Genomic DNA, 21,718 nt, shown 5'->3' on the forward strand with positions numbered 1-21,718 from the left:
CAGGCCGCCGAGGCTTAAAAACCTCTGACTGTCACGAAGACCGTTTTCGACCCGAAGCTGTCGTTCGTTGTCGAGGTCAACCCCATTCACTTGGCCAAAAGAATTGACCTTCCTGCGGGTCCTCAATAACTCCCATCGAAAGTTCAGCAATCGCTTTGCACACTGCTGTTTGAAGGAATGAAGAACGGTCGGATCGTCCCGACGACGTCGAAACTTCGTACACCACCTCGGCACATTTTGCTTCAGCTAGTGCCTGCGAATTAATTTTATCTAACGATCGCTCGAAATAATCACTGTCAAAATTTTCGAAAAAATCCTGAGCCGCACTCGCTGAAATGTTGCAATATCCAAGCAATCCATCTTCGAAAAGCTTATCCCGCTCGACACAATTTTGTTGTTGAAGAACCTCGATCAACTCGGCTCTGCTGATTGATTCGTTCGGCCAGCATAGGACTGTGCAGTGTTCGGTAATCTCGCTTTCAATTGTCTTTGACGTATCTATATCGCAGTATATTTCCGAATTAATTGCGTACTTCATGAGGGCGGCCACAAGCTGATCCCTCGTTACGCGCTGGCCACTCTTGGTGAAAACATAGTAGTCGATACTCATTAGATTTAGATTTTCTTAAGATCAGACCTGGTTTAGTAGGAGTTAACCGTCCGCTTCTAGCCGTACCCGGCCATTCAGCTGAGCATATCAGGTCACTAAGGCGAAAAGGTCGCGGACTGTCACGACGCGCAGCGTCGCCGTCGGCAGCGGCACGGGAAGGACATCGAGCATGCCCTCAAGCGCTGGTCGGCTCTGCAGCGCTACGCCAGCGCCGGCACTCTCCCGATAGACAACAATCCAGTCTAGAACGCGATCCGTCCAATCGCCATCGGCAAGAAGAACTGGCTGTTTGCCGGCTCGGAGCGTGCTGGCCGCCGCGCCGCAGCCATCCAGAGCCTGTTTGCGATGGCCAAGCTCAATGGACTGGATCCGGCCCGCTGGCTAGCCAACACCTTCGACAAACTCCCGACCTGCCGAAACAGCAAGATCGATTCGCTGCTGCCATTTGCGGACTCTGAGCTAGCTTGATTCGGCTGTGAAGGTGGGCGGCTGAACGCTTACGCATGGCCCTGAGCATCCATGTCTCGATCGGCTTTGCGCCCTTCCCGCTGGCGGTCGGCAAGCAGCACATGACGTGGGAACGCGTGGTGAACCTGGTCGACATGGCGCTCTACATGGCCAAATCGTACGGCCGCAACCGGGCATATGGCGTGCGCGGCTTCGCCGATGACCAGCTGGATAGCCTGGATGCGATCGAACAGAACCTGGTACTCGCCTGGCGCACCGGCCAGGTCGAGCTGTCGACCGTGATGGGCGGACGGGATAGCCGCCCGCTTGAGCGAGCGGCTGACCCGCGCGGGGCTCGGCCTGTTAGAAGCCGACCTTCAGGCCGACCGACACCACGTCGGCCTTGGCGCCGATCTCCGGCTGCTTGCCATAGCGCTCATATTCGCCGACCAGCGACAGGTTCTGGCCCAGCGCATACTGCAGGCCGACCGCGCCGTACACGCCATTGTCGTTGTCCGAATAGCTGGCGCCGTTGGACGCCAGATTGACCTTGCGCTCGTTACGGGCCACGCCCAGCTTGCCATAGGCCGAAAGGCGCTCGTTCAGCGGCACCGCATACTTGGCAGCGACATAGCTGCTGGAACTCTTGACTTCTCCCTGCCCGAAACCTGACGTCGAGAAGACATTGACATCTTCGTTGCCGAAGCGGGTGTAGCCGGCTTCCAGGGCCCAGTTCTGGTCGACGTTATAGCCTGCGAATACCTTGCCCCCGGCCTTCCAGTCGTCATCTGCGGCGCGGTTCTCGGCACCCGCCACTGCCACGCCCAGGTAGGTGCGCGATGCCCAGTCGGGGCCGAGCCCATTGGTCGTGGTCTGGGCTTGGGCGGAGGCGATGGCGGTCAAGCCGACCGCGAGCGCGATCAGGAGTTTGTTCATGGTCTTGTTCCTTGGTCTGGTTCGCAGTTCCCAATGAATTGCGTAGCGAAAAGATACATCGCGGCGGCTCTGGTCCAAACAGCGCATGCGTAAGCACTTGTAACGAAACGCCACGGTCCACGGCCCGTCGGCGTGCTGCATGTCGCACATTCAGGCGTTGCCGTACCGATGCGCACAGTAAGCCAACAATTCGCGCGAGATGCACTATATGCATTTTGTTACGCCTGGATACAAGATCGCCTTGGCAAACCGGGAGCTAACGACAAAGGGACTGCGACAAGAGGCCGGTCGGGCGTGCGGCCCCGGAGAATACAGGCCGATCGCCCGCGACAATCCGCCCGGGCGCGCATAGACGGCGTCCTCGCGCACCCGGACCGCGCCCGGCGCCGTGCTGCTGGCAATACGGATATCGGGATCGCAGGAGACAAGGTTGCGGTACGTGCGCCTGGCGTTGTACCGCTGGGCGATCGCGATGTTGCGTCGCCGCCGACCGCCCACAACAACCAGATCGCCAGCGGTCAGCGCGTCACAGCGATTCGCCCCGGAAGATCACCGAACGGCTCACACTGGCCCCAGGCGCCAGCACGGTCAAGCCGGGATAGCCCGGCATATTGTGGGCATTGATCGGATGGTCGACCGGCTCGAAACAGAAGAAGTCACGGCCCGGTGGCGCATAGAGGATGAAATAATCCATCGCCGCCTCGATCGAGAGACCCACGCCCCGCCCTGGCCAGCGCACACGCGCCACGCCGTCCCAACCGGAAAATGCGTTGTCGACCGCCTCCTTCGGCAGCGGCGCAAACGTGCGGTAGTCCCAGGCAGGTGGCACAGCGCGCCGGCTCGACGGCAGCTTGTCGGGCCCCGACAGCCAGACCGCATCGGCGCGCGCCTGCAGCTGCGCGCCGCCCGGGTCGGGCAACCACGGATGCAACCCCAATCCGAATGGCAGCGCCACAGCACCGGCATTGCGCACCGTGAGTTCGACGATCAACGCGTCGCCATCGAGCGTGTAGCGCAGCGTGGCGTCATACGCGAGCGGCGCAAACGCGTGCCGCGTCAGGCGCAGCAGGATGGAGTCGAACGTCAGCGACTGCACGTCCCACGCCTGCTGCCAGCCATCGCCATGAATGGCGACCTTTTCGCCCGGGCGGTTCGGCGTCGGCACATACCGCTGGCCGTCGTACTCGAAGCCGGCTGGTGCGATCCGGTTCGACCACGGCACCAGCGGGAAGCAGGCCAGCTGGCCGGGTTGCGGCACGTCCGTAAAGTCGGGCGGCAGGCCACGCAGCAGCGGCGCCGGTTGCGCTCCGCCCAGCCAGTCCAGGCGCGCGAGGCCGCCGCCGATCTGCGGCACGATAACGGCAGCCAGGCTGCGGTTCTGCAGGACGAGGCGTTGCAGCATGGGGCGCGCCGCCGGCATCAGTATTGCGGGCCGTCGAGCAGGAACTTGCCGCCCTGGTAGATTGTCGTCACATCATCCGGCGCCGGGAATTCGGACGAATCCGGGAACAGGTGCGCGAACGTGCGCGAGCTGTCCTTCGGCTTGAAGCCCAAGTGCGCGACCAGGCGGTTATCCCACCAGACGCTGTCGTTGTCCGACATGCCGTAGACGATCGTGTGGCCCACGCGCGGCGCAAACAGCGCGCAGCGCAGCAGCTCGGTCAGATCGTCATACGACAGATAGGTGCTCATCATGCGCTTGTTGGCCGGCTCCGGGAAGCTCGAGCCGATCCGCACGCAGACGGTCTCGATACCGAAGCGGTCATAGTAATAGCGCGACATCTGTTCGCCGAACACCTTCGACAAACCGTAGTAGCTGTCCGGGCGCGTCGGCGAATTCGCATCGAGCATCTCGGTCGTGCGGTGGTAGCCGATCGCGTGATTCGAGCTGGCGAAGATCACGCGCTTCGTGCCGGCCTTGTGCAGCGCCTCGTACAGGTTGGCCACGCCGAGGATATTGGCCTGCATGATCGGCTCGAACGGCTTTTCGGTGGACACACCCCCGAAGTGCAGCACAGCGTCCACGCCCTCGAGCAGCTTGATGACTGCTTCCTTGTCGGCCAGGTCGCACTGGACGATCTCTTCACCCTCACGGGCCTCGCCCATGTCGACGACATCCGACAGCCGCACCACGTCGGCCCACGGCTTGATGCGATCGCGCAGCACCTTGCCCAGACCGCCGGCGGCGCCGGTCAGCAAGATGCGTTTGAATGGCTTGCCGACTTTCTGTACTGCTTGGGTCATGCCCGTCTCCTTATGTGTTCTATTAAATTCTGCCGCAATCTTGTTCGGGGAAAGTATGCCATACAACATCGAAAAGTGGCTAGTCCAGCTTGCGATTTTGGTCAGACCAAATTAGAATGAGCCGACCAAAAGAGCGTTACCTGCACTTGAGCAACACAGGTAATACAACAGTGAATATCACGATGCCGATTGGAGACAAATGAAACTGCACTTCGTTGCCGCCCTACTGGGCTGCGCATTGGTAGCCTCGCCCGCGCTGGCCCAAGGTCAATACCGCAATACCGACAACACGAACCTGGGCGACGCCGGCGAAGGCACCTACCCGATCCCCTATAAAAAGCCGGTGGTGGCCGAAGTCACCGCCCAGTTGCAGGCGATCCGCGCCTTCATGGACCGCGCGACCCCGACCCGCATCGTCAGCAAGCGCACCGGCCAGCCGATCACGGACCTGAAAAAGCCGAGTGCGGACGCCGTCTTTGAAAAGAGCGCCGGTGATTATGGCATCCAGGTGTACGAGATGGGCGTCGTGCATTCGGGCCTGCTCAAGGCGGCCCAAGTCACCAAGGATCCAGGCTTTACCGCAATGACGAGGCGCCACTTCGCCTTCTTTGCCGAGACGCTACCGTATTTCCGGGCGCAGGAACAGCAGTTCAAGCTCGAACGCGCCAACAGCTTCTCGCGCTTTCTCGATCCGCGCTCGCTCGACGACGCCGGCTCGATGTGCGCGGCGCTGATGCGTGCGCGCGCCGCCAAGGTTGGGCCAGACCTGAAACCCATGATCGATACCTGCAGCGACTGGGTCGCCAAGCGCCAGTTCCGGCTGGACGACGGCACGATGGCCCGCAAGCGCCCGCAGGAAGTCTCGCTGTGGGCCGACGACATGTACATGAGCATCCCGGCGCTGGCCGAGATGGGCCGCCTGACGGGCGAGCGCGCGTACTTCGACGATGCGGTCGCTAACGTGATGGGCATGTCGAGCCGCATGTTCAATCCGCAGCTTGGCCTGTACACGCACGGCTGGCACGCGAACCACCCGGACGCGCCGCGCTTCTACTGGGCGCGCGCCAATGGCTGGGCGGTGCTGGCAATGTCCGACCTGCTCGACGTGCTGCCGAAGGATCATCCTGGCTACCCGAAAGTATTGGCGCAGCTGCGCGCATCGCTCAAGGGTATCGCCGAACTCCAAAGCGGTAGCGGCCTGTGGCACCAGATGATCGACCGCAACGACTCGTATCTCGAGACGTCCGCCAGCGCCATCTTCACGTATGTGATCGCGCATGCAGTCAACGAGGGCTGGGTCAGCCCGACGACCTACGGCTCGATCGCGCAAACCGGCTGGAACGCGCTGTCGACCCGCATCACGGCGCTGGGCCAGGTCGAAGGCACGTGCGTCGGCACGACGCTGGCCGGCGACATGGTCTATTACTACAACCGCCCGACCAGCGTGGACGCACTGCACGGCTATGGGCCGATGCTGCTGGCCGGCGCCGAGATCATTCGCCTGGTGACGAACCCCGCGTTCGAGGTGCAGCACAAGGTGCGCACCTACCACTACATGCCCAAGGGTGGGCAGACCGACTACCGCGAACACCACTGACCCTGGAGTGACATCATGAACCGACTCGTACTCGCCGCGCTGCTCATCCCTGCAGTGGCCGCGCCGCTCACGCACGCCCATGCGGACGGCATCCGCGTGACCGTCCAGCAGGACCTGGCAATCGCCCGCCCCTCCGAAACCATCTCGATCCCGTGGAAGGACGTGAATGCCGCGCTGCCCGGCGCGATGGTGCAGAAAATCGCGGTGAAGGATGCGCGTGGCCGCGTGCTGCCGCACCAGGTGACGAATATCGCGCCACAGGCGAAGGACCCGAAAAATGAGGGCGTCGCTTACGGTGAACTGCTGTTCCAGCACAGCTTTGCCGCTGGCGAGAAAAGCGCGGGGTTCACCATCGAACGCATCGACGGCGTCGCGCCGCCATTCCCGATCAAGACCTTCGCGCGTCAGGTGCCCGAGCGACTGGACGACTTCGCGTGGGAAAACGACAAGATCGCTCACCGCACCTACGGGCCGGCGCTGGCAGCGCCCGCGCCGCCCGGCGTCGTCAAGGAAGTCCTGGTGACGAGCGGCCTGGATATCTGGTTCAAGCGCGTCGAGTATCCGATCGTCGACCGCTGGTACAACAAGGGCCACGACCATTATCACAAGGACGAGGGCGAAGGCATGGACATGTACAACGTCGGCAAGTCGCGCGGCGCCGGCGGTATCGGCGTCTGGAGCGGCGAGACCTTGTATCCGGGCGTGAACTACGCGAACTTCAAGATCCTGGCCAATGGCCCGATCCGCACCGTGTTCGAACTGCACTACGCACCGTGGGATGCGAACGGGCGCCAGGTCAGCGAAGTCAAACGCTTCACGGTCGACGCCGGCCAATGGTTCGACCGCATCGACAGCACCTTTACCGCCAGCGGCGACGGACCGCTGACGGTAGCCGTGGGTCTGAACAAGACGCCGGCCGACAAAGGCCAGTCGCCAAAAATCGCCACCACCCGCGACGGCAAGGTGCTGCTGCAGTGGGTTGAGCAATCTACCAACGACGCCTTTGGTACCGCAGTCGTGCTGCCAGCGGCCGAAGGTTTCGCGCAGGATGCGCTCAACGACCTGATCGTGGCCAAGTCAACGCCGGGCACGCCACTGCGCTACTACGCCGGCGGCGCCTGGCGCCGCGCGGGCGAGATCACCAGCCGCGAACTGTGGCAACGCGAGGCGGCAACCGTCGCAGCACGCGACGCCAGCCCGGTGCGCGTGACCATCGCACCGACCAAAGGAAACTGACCATGCCATTTCACCCGAAACGCCGCGCCCTGCTGCGCACCGTGCCGGCAGCCTCGCTGCTCTTCTCCGGCGTCACTGCGGCCGCCCCCGCCGCCCGCAAAGCGGTAACGCCACCTGACCCGTGGCAGCGCGCCAACGACATCATCGCCCGCTTTGCCACGCCACTGGTGTTTCGCAAGGAAGACTTTGACGTCACCGCCTATGGCGCCAAGCCGGCATCGATGGTGCAGGTGCGGGGCCAGGTCGCTTCGCTCGTCGATGGCGTGCTTGACACGCCGGCGCCCGGCTCGCCCGACAGCTATCCGGCCATCGCGGCCGCCATCGCCGCCTGCCACGCCAAGGGGGGCGGGCGCGTCGTGATCCCGAAAGGCGACTGGTACTGCGCCGGCCCGATCGTGCTGCGCTCGAACGTCCACGTGCACCTGGCTGCCGGCGCACGGGTGCACTTTTCGGCCAACCCTGATCACTACGCGCGCCACGGCGCGCATGACTGCGGCGCCAACGGCAAACTGGTGCTCTCGCGCTGGCAAGGCAACGATTGCCTGAACTATTCGCCGATGGTGTACGCGATCGACCAGCAGAATATCGCGCTGACGGGCGAGGACTGGACCAGCATCCTCAATGGCCAGGGCGGCGTGCCGTTCGAGCCGGGCTTTGCGCAACAAGCCGAATGTTGGTGGGACTGGAAGGGCCGCGCCCAGCCCGGCCAACCCAAGCGCACCCGCACCGAGGTCGCCGCCAACCCGGCCAACGCCCCGCTCGACCGCGTCGTTCCCGGCATCGACGCGGGGCTGCAGGCGAGCATCCAGAGCGAGGGAAACCGCTGGCAGACCGACTCGCGCTATCTGCCGGCGCTGTCCGAGGCCGGCGTGCCGGTCGAACGGCGCGTCTTCGGCCACGGCCACTACCTGCGTCCGTGCATGATCGAGCTGATTGGCTGCAGCAAGGTGCTGCTGCAGGGTTACCAAGTCAATGCGGCGCCGTTCTGGTTGCACCACCCGGTCGATTGCAAGGACCTGCTCATCCGCCGCGTGAACATGGAAAGCCTGGGTCCGAACAGCGACGGCTTCGATCCGGAAGCCTGCGACGGCGTGCTGGTCGACGAGTGCCAGTTCAATAATGGCGACGACTGCATCGCGATCAAGGCCGGCAAGAACAGCGACACGCAGCATGGCCCGACGCGCAATATCGTCATCCAGAATTGTGTGATGAACAGCGGCCATGGCGGCGTCACGCTTGGCAGCGAGATGGCCGGCGGGATCGAATACGTCTACGCGCAGCAGCTCGATTTTCGTAACACGCACTGGAAGGACGATCCGCTGAACACCGCGATCCGGCTCAAGACGAACATGAACCGTGGTGGTTTTCTGCGTCACCTGTACGTGCGCGACGTGACGCTGCCCAATGGCGTGGCGCTTGAACCCGGGCTGTACAAGCCACTGGCCGGCGCGCGCGACATCAGGCAGCCGGTCGCCTCTGGCGCGGGCGCCATCGTCACGATCGATTGCGATTACGTGCCGGGCGACGACGCGATACGCAATCGCCCGCCGCAGGTGTCGGACATCGACATCCGCAACGTCCGCACGAAGAATGTCGATACGGGCAAGGGCCAGTTCTCGTGCTACCAGGCGTTCGTGCTGCTCGGCCCCGTGGCGTCAAGCTTCAACGGCAAGCCAGGCACGGCGATCCCGCCGATCGCGCGCGTGCGCATCAGCGACTCGGACTTCGGCACACCCGTCAACACCTCGCAACCGTGGTTCGTCCACAACGCTGTGGACATCACGCTCGACAACGTCACCATCGGCGGCAAGCGCTACAAGCAGATCCTGCATAAAAAGACCTGACTCGCAACAGGTCAGGCCAAATTTAAATATTTTTTAATTGGCCTGACCAAAATTGCAAGTTGTGTCATAGAATCTAAAAACTGGCCTGACCAGATAAATAAATGCAGCGCCGGTGGACCTTCCGTGTCCACCCCGATAAAAACGCATGGAGACAGCATGAACCAACACCCGCACCGCGCATCGCTGCGCAAACTCACCCTGTGCCTGCTCGGCACGGCCTCGGTATCCGCCATGTCGCTGGGCCCCGCGTTCGCGCAGGAAGTGGCCGCATCGCCGACGGGCACAGGCGCAGCGCAAACGGTGGTCGTCACGGGCCTGCGCGCCTCGCTCGAAAGCGCCCTGAACGCCAAGCGCCAGGAAAACGGCATCGTCGACGTCATCAAGTCGGAAGACATGGGCAAGTTCCCCGACACGAACCTGGCCGAGTCGCTGCAGCGGGTGCCGGGCGTCGTCATCGACCGCGATGCCGGCGAAGGCCGTTCGATCACGGTGCGCGGTCTGGGCCAGGACTTTACGCGTGTGCGCATCAACGGCATCGAGGGTCTGGCAACGACGGGCGGCACCGACAGTTCGGGCGGCACCAACCGCGGCCGCGGGTTCGACTTCAACGTGTTTGCGTCTGAACTGTTCAGCGCCCTGACGGTGCGCAAGAGCTCCTCGGCCGACGTCGACGAAGGCTCGCTCGGCGCCACCGTCGATCTGCAGACACTGCGCCCGTTCGACCTGAAAGGCTTCAACGCTACCGTCGCCCTCAAGGGCAAGTACAACGACGGCTCGGAGAAGACCGATCCGCGCGCAGCCTTCATGATTTCGGATACGTTCTTCGACCGCAAGGTCGGCGTGCTGGTCTCGGGTGCGTTCTCGAAACGCCGTGTGCTGGAAGACGGTTTCAGCACGGTGCGCTGGGATAACGGCCCGTCGTCGGGCGGCTGGTGCGCCCCGCGCGGCGCCGCCGCCAATCCAACCAACTCGACCGCGACCACCTGCGGCCCCGCCGCGCAAGGCGTCGCGCGCCTGCCGAACACCCCGGAAAACCTGGCTACCTACAACGCCGCCAGCAGCCCGGACAACTTCCATCCGCGCCTGCCACGTTATGGCCGCTTGACCCACGATCAGGACCGCCTGGGTCTGACGGCATCGGTGCAATGGCGTCCGCAGCGCGGCACCCTGCTCACCTTCGACATGCTGTACTCGAAGCTCGACGCGACGCGCCAGGAAGACTTCCTGGAAGCGACCTCGTTCAGCCGCAGCGCCAGCCAGGGCGGCAAGCCGCAAATGAGCGTGGTGCAGGCCGAGTACGCGCCGAACGGCGCTCTGCTGTACGGCAAATACAACGGCGTCGATATCCGCTCCGAGCAGCGCTTCGACGAACTCAAGACGACTTTCACGCAGCCGACGCTGACACTCGAACACAAGCTCACCGACACGCTGAGCATGAGCGCCCGCTATGGCCGCGCCAATTCGAAGTTCCGCAATCCGGTGCAAACCACGGTCACGCTCGACGCGCTGAACGTCGATGGCTACACGCTCGACTTGCGCAACGACGACCGCCGTCCGGTCATCGGCTATCCATTCGACCCGATGGGCAACCGTCTGGGCCTGGTCGGTGTGCCGCAGGTGGCCAGCGGCACGCAGCCGTCCACGGTCCCCAACACCACGACCAGCGAGATCCGCACCCGTCCGCAAGGCACCGACAACGTCAACAACGTCGGCCAGTTCGACCTGGCGTGGGAAGCCAGTGACATCTTCACGATCAAGGGCGGCGTCAACAGCAAGAAGTACAGCTCGGACACTTACGAATTCCGGCGCGTGAACCAGAACGACACGATCTTCGCGCCGCCCGCAGGCGCTACCGGATTGACGACCAACCTGACGGGCTTCGGCAGCAACCTGGGCCTGCCAGCCGGGAATCCGACCGGCTGGGCGGTGCCGAATCTGCAGGCGATCGCCGCGGCGTATGACATCTACTGCAACTGCATCAAGAGCGGCCCTGCCGGCGGGCCGGGCGACTTCCGGCTGTCGTCGATCGAGAACGGCAATGCGCGCGGCAACAACCGTTCGGTCACCGAAAAGAGCGATGGCCTGTACCTGATGGGCGAGTTCCGCTACGACCTGTGGAACATCCCGGTGCGCGGCAACGTCGGCGTACGCCACGTGAAGACCGACCTGTCGACGACCGGCTACCAGGCCGCCGGTGGTGGCACCGCGGTCACGGTCGATCACGACTACAAGGACACGCTGCCGTCGTTCAACCTCGCTGCAAACATCACCGACGAATTCATCGTGCGCATCGGCGCCGCCAAGGTCATGACGCGCCCACAACTGGGTTTCCTGTCGCCGGGCGGCAGCATCGCCACCACGGGCAACCTGTCGATCAACACGGGCAACCCGTTCCTCAAGCCGTTCCGCGCCAAGACCTTTGACACCAGCTTCGAGTACTACTTCAAGAACAAGGCGTTCGTCGGCGTGGGCCTGTTCCAGAAGAACATCGATACCTATATCCAGAGCCTGCGCACCAACGTGGCGTTCCGCGATTCGGGCCTGCCGCTGTCGCTGCTGCCGGCGAACTTCACGGGCGAAGAAGTGTTCGCGCTGACCACCCCGGTCAATACCGACGGCGGCAAGCTGAAAGGCTTCGAGATCAACTACCAGCAGCCGTTCACGTTCCTGCCTGGCTGGGGCAAGAACTTCGGCACGCTGCTGAACTACACCCGGGTCTCGTCGAAGATCGAATACCTGGTCTCGCCGACCAGCGACGCGCGCATCACGGACGACCTGCTGAACCTGTCGCCGAAAGCATGGAACGCCACGCTGTTCTATGACGACGGCAAGTTCAGCGCGCGTGTCTCGGCGGCCCAGCGCTCGGGCTTCGTGACCCGCGTGCCGGGCCAGAACAACAACGACGTCGAAGGCAAGAACGAAACCCTCAACGTCGACCTGTCGTTCTCGTACAAGGTCAACGACAAGCTCGAGTTCACGCTCGAAGGCGTCAACCTGACCAACGAAGAAAGCGACCAGTTCATCAGCCGGGCGCGCAACAGCGTCGTCGTCAACAACGTCACGGGCCGCGAATATCTGTTCGGCCTGCGTTACAAGTTCTGACCGAACGCGTCCTCGCGTCCTTGGGCCCGCGCTTGCGCGGGCTTTTTTTCGCCCGCGTCCACCCGTGCAACGCAACGTCGCTCCGTGGGATGTCGCCGCCCATGCCGTAGGGTGGGCGGGTTTCCCGCCCACGCGTCCAAATCAACGTCGCACCGTGGCATGCTACGTTTCGTTGAACGCGTGGGCGGCATAGCCGCCCACCCTACTGCTATTCCGCGGGACAGTCCAGGCATCCGTCGGGCCTCAGGTACGCTACAATCTACGGCCCGCGACGCACGCGATTTTCTCCAACCTGCCAGCGAAAGACCCATGAGCACCTCGACCGAGATTGACAACGGCCTCCCCCTCGACATGACCATCTTCGGCGGGATGGGCGACCTTGCCATGCGCAAGCTGCTGCCCGCCCTGTACATGGCCTACCTGCACGGCAACCTGCCGGCATCGACCCGCATCCTGTCGACCGGCCGCCAGGACTATGACCGCGCAGCGTATCTCGCCTTCATCGAAGAGCATTCGCGCTCGTTCATCAGCGGCGATAACTTCAACGAGAAAAGCTGGGCCGGTTTCCTGGATCTGCTGGTCTACGTGAAGGTCGACGTCGCTGAGGCGCCGGTCTTCGACACGCTGCGCGACGTCTCGCGCGACGGCGCCCAGCGCGTGTTCTATCTCGCCACGGCGCCATCGCTGTTTACGATGATCTGCGACAAGCTCGCCGCCACCGGCCTGGTCGACGCCAACGCGCGCGTCGTGCTCGAAAAACCGCTGGGCCGCGACCTGGCCTCGGCCGTCGAGATCAACGAGGCGGTCGGCAAGCATTTCGCTGAATCGCAGATCTACCGCATCGACCACTACCTCGGTAAAGAAACCGTGCAGAACCTGATGGTGCTGCGCTTCGGGAACTCGATCCTGGAACCGCTGTGGCGCGCGCCGAACATCGCCAGCGTGCAGATCACGGTGGCCGAGGAAGTCGGCGTGGGCAGCCGCGCGGGCTTCTACGACAGCGCCGGCGCGATGCGCGACATGGTGCAGAACCACCTGATGCAGCTGCTGTGCATCGTGGCGATGGAACCGCCAACCTCGCTGTCGCCCGACGCGGTACGCGACGAAAAGCTCAAGGTGCTGCGCTCGCTGCGCCGCATGGGCCTGGCCGATATCGCGCGCGACACCGTGCGTGGCCAGTATTCGCGTGGCGTCAGTGGCAACCAGGAAGCCAAGGGCTATCACGAAGAAAGCAACGTGCCGGCCGACAGCCACACCGAGACCTTCGTCGCCCTGCGCGCCCACATCGATACCTGGCGCTGGTCGAAGGTGCCGTTCTATCTGCGTACCGGCAAGCGCATGGCGCGCCGCTCGTCGAAGATCGTCATCGAGTTCGCCAATCCGCCGTTCCCGCTGTTCCCCGAGACCCCAGGCGGTGTGGCCAACCGCCTCGTCATCGAGCTGCAGCCCGAAGAAGCGATCAAGCTGCAGATCTTCGCCAAGCAGCCGGGCAGCGGCATGCTGATGCAGCAGGTCGCCCTGAACCTCGATCTGCAATCGGCATTCGCGCAGCGCCGCGCCGAAGCCTACGAACGCCTGTTGATCGACGTCGTGCGTGGTCGCCTGACGCACTTCATGCGCCGCGACGAACTCGAGGCAGCGTGGGAATGGGTCGAGCCGATCATCAATGGCTGGGAAACGCTGGGCGAAAAGCCGCACGCGTATGCGGCCGGCTCGTGGGGGCCGCCGGAATCGTTCGCGCTGCTGGCGCGCGACGGCTTCGGCTGGGTCGAGTAAGCGACTCGACCGACCGCTGGCGCGGCCTCAGGCCGCGCTGGCTTCCAGGTTGGCGCGCACGCGCGCCAGCAACGCCATCAAGCGCGCCTGCTCGTCCTTGTCCAGCCCTGCCAGGGCAATCTTTCCTAATGCGCCGCTTTGCCGGTGCAGTTCCTCACACACCGCCTGCCCTGCACTGCTCAGTGTCAGCCGGATACTGCGCCGGTCCGCTTCGTCGGCTGCCGCATCGAGCATCCCCGCATCGCGCAAGCCCTTGATCAGACGCGCAACCTGCGCCTTGTCGCGGCCCGAGTGCGCGACCAGATCGCTCTGCGTCGCGCCGGGATGACGGCCGAAAAACCGCAGCACCTTGATTTCCATGTGCGCCAGTTCGTGCGAGCCGGCCTGTATGCCGTTGCGCAGCCCGCGCATCTGGTGCGAACGATACAGGTGCACGATCGCGTGCATCACCTCGAGCGCATCTTCGCCGCTTTTTTGGTTGACTCTATCAACTTCTTTTTGCATAATGGTGGACGTTATCAACTAATTGATGGAGTGTAGCATGAGTGAAACCGACATCCCCACGATCGAGCGCGTGCGCCACGACCTGAAACTGCGCGAGGTCACCGTCGCGCGCATCAACCGCGTCAGCCCCGGCTTTGCCAGCATCACCTTCCAGGGCGAGGCGCTGGCGGACTTCACGTCGCGGTCGTTCGACGACCACGTCAAGTTCATGTTCAACGACGCCAATGGCGAGCAGGTACGGCGCGATTACACGCCGCGCCGGGTCGACACCGACGCCCGCGAGATCGACATCGAATTTGCGCTGCACGGCCATGGCGGTGCTGCCGAATGGGCGCGCAATGCAACTATCGGTCATAGCGCGATCATCGGCGGGCCGCGCGGCTCGATGATCCTGCCGCTGGCGATGGACTGGCACCTCTTGATCGGCGACGACAGCGCGCTGCCGGCCGTGACGCGCAGACTTGAAGAATTGCCGGCAGGCGAGCGCGTCGTCGCGGTACTGCTGGTGGATGCAGCGGACCGCCGCGCGTTTGTGACCCGAGCCGATGCCCACATCCACTGGGTCGACAGCGACGATGCGCTGTTGCAGGTGCTGAAGGATTTGCCGTTGCAGCCGGGCGCCGGGCTGGCCTGGGGTGGCGGCGAAGCGGCGCTGATGGCACGTGTGCGCCAGGTGCTGGTCGAGACGGGCATGCCACGCCAGGCCGCCAAAGTATCGGCCTACTGGAAACGCGGCGTGGCCGACCATCACGAGCGCCTGGACTGACAGGGCAGCCGCTCAGCGCGGATAGGTGAACCCGGTGGCGATATCCATCGGCACCAGGCGTTTTCCATCGCGTACCATCAGGCGGTCGGGCGGCTCGTCGCCGGCCAGTGCACCCGGCGTATTCAACAGGCCTTCGCCCTGGCGCACGAGCGGATCGCTGCGTTCGTAGACGTTGCGGCAACCCGTGGCCTTGAGTAGCGCCTGCACGACCGGCACCTTCCACATGTCGACACCGGCAGCGTTGAACTGGCAGATCAGATAGCCCTCGGCGCCACCATACTGGTGCACCTGCAGACCTGGCAAGCCATCCTTCTCACCATCGATCAAGGCGATCAGCGCCTGCGGATCGGCAGTGCGCAGCGTGGCGGCGCGCTTGTCGATGGCCGCCTGCACGCGGCGCTTGATCATTGCATGATCGACCGGCTCGTCTTCGCGCAACGACCACATGCGACCGACGATTTGCGACTTGGCGTTGTAGGCAGCGCGGCCGATGAACTGGCGCGTCGACGTTTGCACGATGGCGGTGATACCCGGCTTGTTGCGTTCGTGGCCCTTGCCGTCGACTTTTTCGACGGCCGACAGGTAGATCCACGGGTCGCCGGCGAGCAGGGCTTTTTCCTTGCCCTGCTTGATGGTGATGATGAGCATGTGTGACTTTCGTTTGCAGGACGGGGATGATACAGCAATCGCGCCCCCTCACTGCCCTTGAATAACGACCTCAGTCCACGGGCGTGGGCAGCGGCTCGCCGTTGAAGTGCGCCCGCAGATTGGCCACCGCCAGCGCGCCCATCGCGCGCCGCGCTTCGACCGTGAAGCTGCCCACGTGCGGCGTCAGCACGACATTGTCCAGCGCCAGCAGCGCCTGCGGCACCTGCGGTTCGTTCTCGAACACGTCCAGGCCCGCGGCGCCCAGCCGGCCGTCCTGCAGCGCTGCAACCAGCGCCGCTTCGTCGACCACGGTGCCGCGCGCGATGTTGATCAGGGTGCCTTGCGGGCCCAGCGCCTCGATGATGGCGCGGTCGATCATGCCCTGCGTATCGGCGCCGCCTGGCATGCACAGCACGAGCATGTCGCTCTCCTGTGCCAGCGCGAGGAGCGTCGCACTGCGCTGCGCGGGCGCGGGACCGGGGCTGCGCTGGTAGTAGCGGATCTGCAGGCCGAAGCCCTGCAGGCGCGCGGCAACGGCCTGGCCGATGCGCCCGAAGCCGACGATGCCCGCGACCTTGCCCTTCAGTGCGCGCGCCTGCACGTGCCCCAGCGGCGCCTTGGCCAGCCAGTCGCCGGCGCGCACGTAGCGATCGAGCACCGGCAGACGACGCACCGTGGCGAGCAGCAGCAACACGGCGAAATCGGCCACGTCGTCGGTCAGCACGTCAGGCGTATTGGTCACGTGGATGCCCTTTTCGGCCAGCAGCGACAGCGGCACGGCATCGACGCCCACGCCGTGCACCGTCACGATTTCAAGCCGCGGCAGCTGCGCCACCAGCGCGGGCGTGACGCCGACCGTGCCGGTGGTAAGCACGCCGCGGATAGTGCCGGCGATCGCGTCGAACGCGGCGTCGCCCGATTGCGGGATCGCCTTCATGAAGTGACAATCGAAGGCTTGCGCCACCTGTTCGCGCACGTCGTCCGACCAGACGCTGCCCAATACGAGAATGCTCGGTTTCATCGTTCAACACCCTGCCGTTTCGTCGTGGAAGATGGCCCGAGTATGCCAGAGGCGCGGCTTGCCGGGCGCGGCGCAGGGTAGAATGCCGGGCTTTGCCACTGCATGAACGCCGCCGTGCACAGCCCCCCAGTCACCCCGCCAAATCCGCGCATCGCCTCGATCGACGTCGTGCGCGGCCTCGTCATGCTGATCATGACGCTCGACCACGTCCGTGAAACCTTCTACCTGCAGCACCAGGTCAGCGACCCGATGGATGTCGCGGGCACCGACCCGGCTCTGTTCTTTTCGCGCCTGGCCGCGCACTTCTGCGCGCCGATGTTCGTGTTCCTGACCGGCCTGTCGGCCTGGCTGTACGCCAATCCGGCGAGCGGCACGAGGAGCGCCACGGGTTTTCTGGCCAAACGCGGCGCCTTCTTGATTCTGCTCGAAATCGTCGTCATCAACTTCGCCTGGACTGGCACCTTCACGCCGCACACCGTGTATCTGCAGGTGATGTGGGCGATCGGCCTGTCGATGCTGGCGCTGGCCCTGCTGCACCGCCTGCCGCTGCTACTGCTGGCGGCCATCGGCGCGGCGATCGTGGCCGGCCACAATGCACTGGCTGGCGTGGCGTTCGCGCCGGATACATGGGCCACCAGTGCCTGGACGATTCTCGAACAGCGCGGCAACCTGATGTACGACCCGGTGCGGGTGCGCATCAGCTATCCGCTGCTGGCGTGGATCGGCGTGATCCTGCTCGGTTACGCCTGCGGCCCGCTGTATGCGCGTAGCATGCCCGCCGTACAGCGCCGGCGCTGGCTGATGGTGGCCGGCGTGACCAGCCTGCTGCTGCTCGCGCTGCTGCGCACTTGGAACGTGTATGGCGAGCCGCTGCCGTGGGCGCCGCACGAGACGCTACTGCGCAGCGCGATGTCGTGGCTGAATTTCACGAAGTACCCGCCATCGCTGGACTTCCTGCTGCTTACGCTCGGCGTGGGCGTGCTGGTGCTGGCCTGGATCGAGCGCATCGACGCTGGCTGGGTACGGGTTGCGGCCGTGTTCGGCGGCGCGCCGCTGTTCTTCTATATCGCGCACCTGTATCTGTTGCTGGTGGCGCAGCGCGTGGCCGCGGCCGTGCTGGACGTGCCGCGCGTCGATGTCGACCACGTCTGGCAGGTATGGCTCTGCTCGGTCCTGCTGGCGCTGCTGCTGTACTGGCCAACGCAGCGTTTTGGCCGCTACAAGCGCGAGAGCGGCAAGGCCTGGGTCAAGTACCTGTAAGGCTTGCGCCGCAATGTCGGCATGGCCATTGCCGTCGCGGCACGGGTGGTAGCGAGCGCAAACCCCATGGCGATTCCTGAACGCCCCGATTGGCGCAGATCGCCAGAGCAGGTACAGTGCCATGGTCGCCACTTCGATGGGATTGCCATGTACGCCAGTAACTGGACTACCCTGGGGCCGCAGCAGGTACAAGCCCTCAGAAATATGGACCGCAGCCGCCAGGAACGCGGCCGGCAACTCGAGCAGGCCGGTCACGGTCCGCAGGAAACGCCGTTCACGGTCATCCTGGCCGAGACGGGCCTGCAACTGCGCCGCTACGAGCCCGCCGCCGCGGGCGGGCCGGCGGTGCTGCTGGTGCCGGCGCCGATCAAGCGCGCCTATATCTGGGACCTGGCGCCCGCCATCAGCGTGGTGCAGCGCTGGCAGGAGCGCGGCTACCGTGTCTATCTGGCCGAGTGGCTGCCGATGCCCGACGGCGACCCGGCCGTCGGCCTGGCCGACTATGGCGACCGCATGCTGTCGAGCTGCCAGCGCGCCATCCAGGCCGATAGCGGCGAAGCCAATCTGACGGTAGTGGGCCACTCGCTCGGCGGCATCCTCGCCGCGATCTACAGCGCCATGCATCCCGAGCACGTGACGGCCACCGTGCTGCTCGAATCGCCGCTGCGCTTCGGGCACGGCGCCTCGTGCTTCGCGCCACTGGTCAAGGCCACGCCCGATGCGCGCCAGATTGCCGACACCTTCCGTCACGTGCCGGGCGCCTTCCTCAACCTGATGAGCGCGATGGCCGAGCCGCAGGCCTTCGGCTGGGAACGCGCAACCGACCGCTGGCTGTCGCTGTTCGACCCAAAAGCGCTGGCCACGCACATGCAGGTCGAGCGCTGGAGCCATGACGAATTCCCCCTGCCCGGCAAGCTGTTCGTCGACATCGTCGAGTCGCTGTACCGCAACGACGACTTCATGGGCGGCCGGCTTGTTATTAACGGCCGCACCATTGGCCCGGCCGACCTGCGCGCGCCATCGATCAGCGTCGTCGATTTTCGCAGCAAGGTGATTCCGCCGGCCGCCATGGTGCCATTCCACGAGGCGACCTCGAGCGCGCGCAAGCAAGTGCTGCAATACCATGGCGACATCGGCGTGAATCTGCAGCACGTCGGCGTTCTCGCCGGGCGCAACGCGCATGCGACGCTGTGGCCCACCATCTTTGACTGGCTCGGCACGCCCTCAGCGTCAGGCGCCTGATCCGCGGGCCGCGGCGCGCTCTGCGCCGCGGCCGCTTCCTGTCTACCTCCACGAATATCGCTGGCACCTGTTCCAGTGACGCCATCGGTCATCCCTCGAGCTGCCGCCCACCTGGCCTGCCTATCCGTTGTTCAATAACAAGTTGACACCCTTAGATGAGAATGGTTATCATTCCGGGCAATCGGTCATGTGGCCATGGCTGGCGCAGATCATCCGGATCCCGGGTAGTCGCCTTACGTACCAATCACGAACAACAGGAAAAAACGATGCATAAGCTGGTCTGCCCTAGTGGGCGTCTTCACGTGAAAACACTGACACTGTGCGTGAGCCTCGCGCTCCCGTTCGTTGCCCAGGCCCAGTCCACCGACGCGGGCACCACGTCGATGCCGCAAGTGCAGGTGCAAGCCCAGAAGTTGGGCGACGCTGTCGGCTCGTACACCATCGGCCGCACCCGCACCGCCACGCCACTGGACATGTCGCTGCGCGACACGCCGCAATCGGTGTCCGTCATCACCCAACAGCGCATCGAAGATCAGGGCCTGCTCACCATCACCGACGTCGCCAACAACGTCACCGGCGTCTCGGTCAACCAGTACGAAACCCACCGCGCCAGCTTCACCGCGCGTGGCTTCGAAGTGACCAATCTGCAGATCGACAATATCCCGACCACCTGGGATGCCGCCTGGAGCGCCGGCGAAGTGCTGGGCAGCCTGGCCCTGTACGACCGCGTCGAAGTCGTGCGCGGCGCCACCGGCCTGATGACCGGCGCCGGCACGCCATCGGCCGCGCTGAACCTGGTGCGCAAGCGCGCCTTCAGCAAGAAGCTGGACGGCACGATCGAGGCCACCGTCGGCCGCTGGGACAAGCGCCGCATCATGGCCGATGTCTCGACGCCGCTGAACGCATCAGGCAGCATCCGTGGCCGCGCCGTGGCCGAGTACAGCGCCGGCGACAGCTGGGTGCAGTATCTGGAAAACAAGGATCGCACCATCTACGCCACCGTCGAAGCCGACATCGGCCGTGACGGTACCTTCTCGACCGGCTTCTCGCGCCAGAAAATGAGCCCGCGCGGCTCGATGTGGGGTGGCCTGCCGTACCGCTACAGCGACGGCTCGATCATCGACTGGGACCGCTCAAAAACCACCGCCGCCCCATGGGCCGGCTACGAAAACCAGTACGACAACTTCTTCGCCGACTACGAGCACCGCTTCGCCAACGGCTGGAAGCTGCGCCTGACCTACACCGACGCCACCCGCGACGGCGACTCGCACCTGCTGTATCTGTCGGGCGTGCCGGATCGCGTGACGGGTTCGGGCCTGAACGCCTTCACGGGTTCATACGTGATCCAGACCAAGCAGAAGGATTTCGGCGTGCACACGAGCGGCAAGTTCACGCTGGGCGAGCGTCAGCACGAAGCTGCCTTCGGCTACCTGCATGCAAAAACCGATTTCAATTCGAACAACCGGCTTGCCAACTACGATAACGCCAGCCAGGTGGTGAGCGACATCAACAACTGGAACCCGGCTTCGTATCCGACGCCGACCTTCGGCCCGCAAGCGTTCTATGAAGGCAGCGAAACCACCCAGCAAGGCCTGTACGGCATGGCGCGCTTCACATTGACCGACCGCCTGAAAGCCGTCGTCGGCGCACGCGTGACCAAGTATGAAAAAGAAGGCTTTGGCGCTGCGCCTTACTTGCTCAAGTACGACAACGAGATCACGCCTTATGCCGGCCTCGTGTTCGACCTCAACGACACCTACTCGCTGTACGCCAGCCACACCAGCATCTTCGAGCCGCAGAACCTGAAGGACTTCGCGGGCAATATGCTCGACCCGATCGAGGGCAAGGCCAACGAAGCCGGCATCAAGGGCGAATTCTTCGACCGCCGCGTGAACGCCTCGCTGGCGGTGTTCCACTTGAAGCAGGACAACCTGGGCCAGGCCGCGGGCCGCATCGACCGCGATGGTGCGGCCGGGCCGCTACTTGAAGAGAGCTACTACCGCGCCGCCCAAGGCGCCACCAGCAAGGGGATCGAGCTGGACGTGTCGGGCGAGATCGTCTCGGGCCTGAACGCCAGCGTCGGCTATGCGATTTTCCGCGCCAAGGATGCGACCGGTGTCGACTTCAACTCGATCTACCCACGCAAGACGCTGCGTGCGTTTGCCAGCTACCGCCTGCCGGGCCAGTGGAACAAGCTGACCGTCGGCGGCGGCGTGAACTGGGAAGGCAGCACCTACACGGTCGACGGTACCGTCGCCCCTGGGATTGACGGCCGCATGGAGCAGGCATCGTACGCGCTGGTCAACCTGATGGCGCGCTACGAGTTCAACAAGCAGTTGTCGGCCCAGCTCAACGTCAACAATGCGACCGACAAGAAAACGTTCGCCATGTTCGCCGCCTACAACCAGTTCACGTACGGCGCACCGCGCAATACATCGCTGACGCTGCGCTACCGCTTCTGATGGGGTGACGCGGTCATGAATAA

Annotated in this window: 16 protein-coding genes and 1 pseudogene; 10 read left to right on the plus strand and 7 right to left on the minus strand. The window is 64.2% G+C overall.

The genetic code is table 11. The features are described from left to right. Nucleotides 1-76 precede the first annotated feature (76 nt). Nucleotides 77-610, minus strand: a complete 534-nt coding sequence (locus NX775_RS01260; RefSeq protein WP_258834333.1) for a hypothetical protein — start codon at nucleotides 608-610, stop codon at nucleotides 77-79. Nucleotides 611-772: 162 nt separating this feature from the next. Between NX775_RS01260 and NX775_RS01265 the strand changes: the two are divergent. Then, nucleotides 773-1,078: pseudogene (locus NX775_RS01265) on the plus strand (IS66 family transposase); the annotation flags it as partial. Between the two features lie 342 nt (nucleotides 1,079-1,420). Here NX775_RS01265 and NX775_RS01270 read toward each other — a convergent pair. The 3 genes from NX775_RS01270 to NX775_RS01280 form a co-directional block, all read right to left on the minus strand. Beyond that, nucleotides 1,421-1,993: a porin family protein gene (locus tag NX775_RS01270; RefSeq protein WP_258834334.1), complete on the minus strand. Its 573-nt coding sequence runs from the start codon at nucleotides 1,991-1,993 to the stop codon at nucleotides 1,421-1,423. Between the two features lie 526 nt (nucleotides 1,994-2,519). Next, nucleotides 2,520-3,395, minus strand: coding sequence for an aldose 1-epimerase (locus tag NX775_RS01275; RefSeq protein WP_258834335.1), 876 nt, complete (start codon nucleotides 3,393-3,395; stop codon nucleotides 2,520-2,522). 17 nt (nucleotides 3,396-3,412) lie between these two features. Next, the gene (locus tag NX775_RS01280; RefSeq protein WP_258834336.1) at nucleotides 3,413-4,237 is read right to left on the minus strand and encodes an NAD-dependent epimerase/dehydratase family protein; all 825 of its coding nucleotides are present in this window, start codon (nucleotides 4,235-4,237) and stop codon (nucleotides 3,413-3,415) included. A 199-nt stretch (nucleotides 4,238-4,436) separates the two neighbouring features. Between NX775_RS01280 and NX775_RS01285 the strand changes: the two genes are divergently transcribed. From NX775_RS01285 to zwf, 5 genes are all read left to right on the plus strand, one after another. After that, nucleotides 4,437-5,834 (plus strand): glycoside hydrolase family 88/105 protein, encoded by a 1,398-nt coding sequence (locus NX775_RS01285; protein ID WP_258834337.1) that lies wholly within the window; start codon nucleotides 4,437-4,439, stop codon nucleotides 5,832-5,834. Nucleotides 5,835-5,849: 15 nt separating this feature from the next. Then, nucleotides 5,850-7,070, plus strand: coding sequence for a DUF4861 family protein (locus tag NX775_RS01290; RefSeq protein WP_258834338.1), 1,221 nt, complete (start codon nucleotides 5,850-5,852; stop codon nucleotides 7,068-7,070). Between the two features lie 2 nt (nucleotides 7,071-7,072). Next, complete coding sequence (locus NX775_RS01295; protein ID WP_258834339.1) at nucleotides 7,073-8,914, plus strand: glycoside hydrolase family 28 protein; 1,842 nt, start codon at nucleotides 7,073-7,075, stop codon at nucleotides 8,912-8,914. A 156-nt stretch (nucleotides 8,915-9,070) separates the two neighbouring features. After that, entirely contained in the window at nucleotides 9,071-12,016 is a 2,946-nt protein-coding gene (locus NX775_RS01300) for a TonB-dependent receptor (RefSeq protein ID WP_258834340.1), read from the plus strand. Between the two features lie 309 nt (nucleotides 12,017-12,325). Beyond that, nucleotides 12,326-13,792, plus strand: coding sequence for a glucose-6-phosphate dehydrogenase (zwf, locus tag NX775_RS01305; RefSeq protein WP_258834341.1), 1,467 nt, complete (start codon nucleotides 12,326-12,328; stop codon nucleotides 13,790-13,792). 27 nt (nucleotides 13,793-13,819) lie between these two features. Here zwf and NX775_RS01310 read toward each other — a convergent pair whose 3' ends face one another. Continuing rightward, a complete protein-coding gene (locus NX775_RS01310; protein WP_258834342.1) occupies nucleotides 13,820-14,296 on the minus strand; it encodes a MarR family winged helix-turn-helix transcriptional regulator in 477 nt (158 codons plus the stop codon). 37 nt (nucleotides 14,297-14,333) lie between these two features. On the opposite strand from NX775_RS01310, the gene NX775_RS01315 reads away from it, so the two are divergent. Next, nucleotides 14,334-15,062 carry a siderophore-interacting protein gene (locus NX775_RS01315; RefSeq protein ID WP_258834343.1) on the plus strand — a complete coding sequence of 243 codons (729 nt, stop codon included), beginning with the start codon at nucleotides 14,334-14,336 and terminating at the stop codon, nucleotides 15,060-15,062. A 12-nt stretch (nucleotides 15,063-15,074) separates the two neighbouring features. On the opposite strand, the gene NX775_RS01320 is transcribed toward NX775_RS01315, so the two are convergent. Together NX775_RS01320 and NX775_RS01325 are read right to left on the minus strand one after the other, a co-directional pair. Next, nucleotides 15,075-15,710: a class I SAM-dependent rRNA methyltransferase gene (locus NX775_RS01320; RefSeq protein WP_258834344.1), complete on the minus strand. Its 636-nt coding sequence runs from the start codon at nucleotides 15,708-15,710 to the stop codon at nucleotides 15,075-15,077. A gap of 70 nt (nucleotides 15,711-15,780) precedes the next feature. After that, complete coding sequence (locus NX775_RS01325) at nucleotides 15,781-16,731, minus strand: 2-hydroxyacid dehydrogenase (protein WP_258834345.1); 951 nt, start codon at nucleotides 16,729-16,731, stop codon at nucleotides 15,781-15,783. Between the two features lie 114 nt (nucleotides 16,732-16,845). Here NX775_RS01325 and NX775_RS01330 point away from each other — a divergent pair, with 114 nt between their 5' ends. The 3 genes from NX775_RS01330 to NX775_RS01340 all read left to right on the plus strand — a co-directional run bounded on the left by NX775_RS01330 (nucleotide 16,846) and on the right by NX775_RS01340 (nucleotide 21,695). Continuing rightward, nucleotides 16,846-17,991 (plus strand): acetyltransferase domain-containing protein, encoded by a 1,146-nt coding sequence (locus tag NX775_RS01330; protein ID WP_258834346.1) that lies wholly within the window; start codon nucleotides 16,846-16,848, stop codon nucleotides 17,989-17,991. 147 nt (nucleotides 17,992-18,138) lie between these two features. Further along, on the plus strand, nucleotides 18,139-19,233 hold the full coding sequence (locus NX775_RS01335) for an alpha/beta fold hydrolase (protein WP_258834347.1): 1,095 nt from the start codon (nucleotides 18,139-18,141) through the stop codon (nucleotides 19,231-19,233). 302 nt (nucleotides 19,234-19,535) lie between these two features. Further along, the gene (locus tag NX775_RS01340; protein ID WP_258834348.1) at nucleotides 19,536-21,695 is read left to right on the plus strand and encodes a TonB-dependent siderophore receptor; all 2,160 of its coding nucleotides are present in this window, start codon (nucleotides 19,536-19,538) and stop codon (nucleotides 21,693-21,695) included. Nucleotides 21,696-21,718: the final 23 nt, after the last annotated feature.

This window comes from Massilia aurea (assembly GCF_024753205.1).
GTDB lineage: Bacteria > Pseudomonadota > Gammaproteobacteria > Burkholderiales > Burkholderiaceae_D > Telluria > Telluria aurea.

What these genes read in the sequence shown, in the direction of transcription:
- NX775_RS01260 (WP_258834333.1), bottom strand. Translation starts at nt 610, where the DNA reads ATGAGTATCGACTACTATGTTTTCACCAAGAGTGGCCAGCGCGTAACG.
- NX775_RS01270 (WP_258834334.1), bottom strand. Translation starts at nt 1,993, where the DNA reads ATGAACAAACTCCTGATCGCGCTCGCGGTCGGCTTGACCGCCATCGCC.
- NX775_RS01275 (WP_258834335.1), bottom strand. Translation starts at nt 3,395, where the DNA reads ATGCTGCAACGCCTCGTCCTGCAGAACCGCAGCCTGGCTGCCGTTATC.
- NX775_RS01280 (WP_258834336.1), bottom strand. Translation starts at nt 4,237, where the DNA reads ATGACCCAAGCAGTACAGAAAGTCGGCAAGCCATTCAAACGCATCTTG.
- NX775_RS01285 (WP_258834337.1), top strand. Translation starts at nt 4,437, where the DNA reads ATGAAACTGCACTTCGTTGCCGCCCTACTGGGCTGCGCATTGGTAGCC.
- NX775_RS01290 (WP_258834338.1), top strand. Translation starts at nt 5,850, where the DNA reads ATGAACCGACTCGTACTCGCCGCGCTGCTCATCCCTGCAGTGGCCGCG.
- NX775_RS01295 (WP_258834339.1), top strand. Translation starts at nt 7,073, where the DNA reads ATGCCATTTCACCCGAAACGCCGCGCCCTGCTGCGCACCGTGCCGGCA.
- NX775_RS01300 (WP_258834340.1), top strand. Translation starts at nt 9,071, where the DNA reads ATGAACCAACACCCGCACCGCGCATCGCTGCGCAAACTCACCCTGTGC.
- zwf (WP_258834341.1), top strand. Translation starts at nt 12,326, where the DNA reads ATGAGCACCTCGACCGAGATTGACAACGGCCTCCCCCTCGACATGACC.
- NX775_RS01310 (WP_258834342.1), bottom strand. Translation starts at nt 14,296, where the DNA reads ATGCAAAAAGAAGTTGATAGAGTCAACCAAAAAAGCGGCGAAGATGCG.
- NX775_RS01315 (WP_258834343.1), top strand. Translation starts at nt 14,334, where the DNA reads ATGAGTGAAACCGACATCCCCACGATCGAGCGCGTGCGCCACGACCTG.
- NX775_RS01320 (WP_258834344.1), bottom strand. Translation starts at nt 15,710, where the DNA reads ATGCTCATCATCACCATCAAGCAGGGCAAGGAAAAAGCCCTGCTCGCC.
- NX775_RS01325 (WP_258834345.1), bottom strand. Translation starts at nt 16,731, where the DNA reads ATGAAACCGAGCATTCTCGTATTGGGCAGCGTCTGGTCGGACGACGTG.
- NX775_RS01335 (WP_258834347.1), top strand. Translation starts at nt 18,139, where the DNA reads ATGTACGCCAGTAACTGGACTACCCTGGGGCCGCAGCAGGTACAAGCC.